General features: G+C 72.5%; 1 protein-coding gene. It reads left to right on the top strand.

The genetic code is table 11. From position 1 onward, the window contains the following. Positions 1-32 precede the first annotated feature (32 nt). Positions 33-1,627: phosphotransferase family protein (locus AC1D12_RS32890; RefSeq protein ID WP_477845315.1), on the top strand; the 1,595-nt coding region annotated here is incomplete at its 3' end.

Below are 1,627 nucleotides of genomic sequence, written 5' to 3'. Positions count from 1 at the left end.
GCCCGCATGACCTTTCCCGGAATCTTCGTCTGATGGCCGCATCCGCGTTCGCTTCCCCGGTGGCGCCGGCGATCTCGCAGCCGGCAGCGCTGCACAACGTCCCTGCGTGGCAGGAGGGCTGGGAGCTGCTCGTCGGGCCGCTGGGCGGGCGCGCGATCGTCTGCCTCGACGACGGCGGTCCGGCCATCACCGCGCTGGCGCAGCGCTGCGCGCGGGTGCGCGTGCTGGCCGCCGACGGCCGCAGCGCCGACGAGCTCGCGCAGCGCGTGCGGGCGCACGGCTGGTCGCACGTCGAAGTGATCGCGCTCGAGGACCTGCACCGGGCCGAGGCCGTCACCTTCGACGGCCTGATCGTCAGCGACCTGAGCGGCCGCGCGCTGGCCAAGGTGCGCGGCGGCCTGGGCCGGCTGCTCGCCCACGCGCGCCCGCTGCTGCGCGACGGCGCCTTCGTGCTGGTGGCCACGCCGAACCGCTTCGGGCTGAGCCGCGCCCGGTTCGCGCGCCGGCTGCATGCATCGAGCGCCTCGCCGTGGTTCACGCTGGCGTCGCAGCTGCGCCGGCTCGGCGTGCGTTCGCCGCGCGTGCATCCGCTGCTGCTCAACGAATACGCCGGCATGAGCGAGGCCATCGCGCCCACCGGCTACCTGCCGACCAAGAACCAGGGCCTCACGCGCGAGCGCATCAAGCAGTGGCTGTGGGGCCCGCGCGCAGCGCGCTGGTTCGCGCCGGCGCTGGCGGCGGTCGGCTGGATCGGCGATGCGCAGCCCGGCCTGATCGACGCGGTCGCGCTGACGCTGCAGGCCGGCGGCAGCCAGTTCCACTGGGTGCAGTACCTGGTGCTGCTGAGCGGCAAGGTGATCGCGACCTTCCAGCCGGATTCCGATCGCGAGACCTCGCGCGTCGTCGTCGTCACGCGCGACCCGCTCGCGGTGTCGCGCCGCATGCAGGAGGCCGAGAGCCTGCGCCGCCTGCATGCGATGCTGCCGGCCCACCTGGGCGTTCTGCTGCCACGCGTGCTCGACCGCTTCAAGCTCGACGGCAACGACTGCTTCGTGCTGCAGCACATGCGCGGCGTGACCGCCGATGCGCCGGTGCCGGGGCTGGACCGCGTGACGCGCACCGCGCAGCGCTTCCTGCTGGCGCTGCACGAGGTGACCTGCGTGAAGCGCGTGATGGACGACGAGGCCTGGGAGACCAGCCTGCAGCCGATCTTCGAATCGGCGGCGCTGCGCAACCCGCACGCCGCGCCGGCGCTTCAGCGGCTCGGGCAGCACATGCGCGAGCACGTGCTCGGCCACGTGTGGCTGGACGTCTGCAGCCACGGCGACTTCAAGATCGAGAACGTGATGTATGACCCGCAGACCTGCGAGATCACCGGCGTGATCGACTGGGAGCATGCGATGCTGTGCGGCCTGCCCTACATCGACATGGCCTACCTGTTGACGTACAACCGCATGCTGGCCGGCGAAAGCTGGCTGCAGGCGGCGCACGCGCTGCTGACCGGCCGCGTGAGCCCGAACGAGCTGGCCGTCGAGGCCGAGTACTGGCGGGCGACGCGGCTGCCGGAGCGACTGGTGCCGGTGCTGCGGGCGCTGGTCGTCGTGCACCACATCGGCTGCCGCTGGCA

This window comes from Rhizobacter sp. P1_G5, from assembly GCF_056405435.1.
Note: the sequence above shows the minus strand (reverse complement) of the source record. Positions and strands in the feature narration are given on the sequence as shown.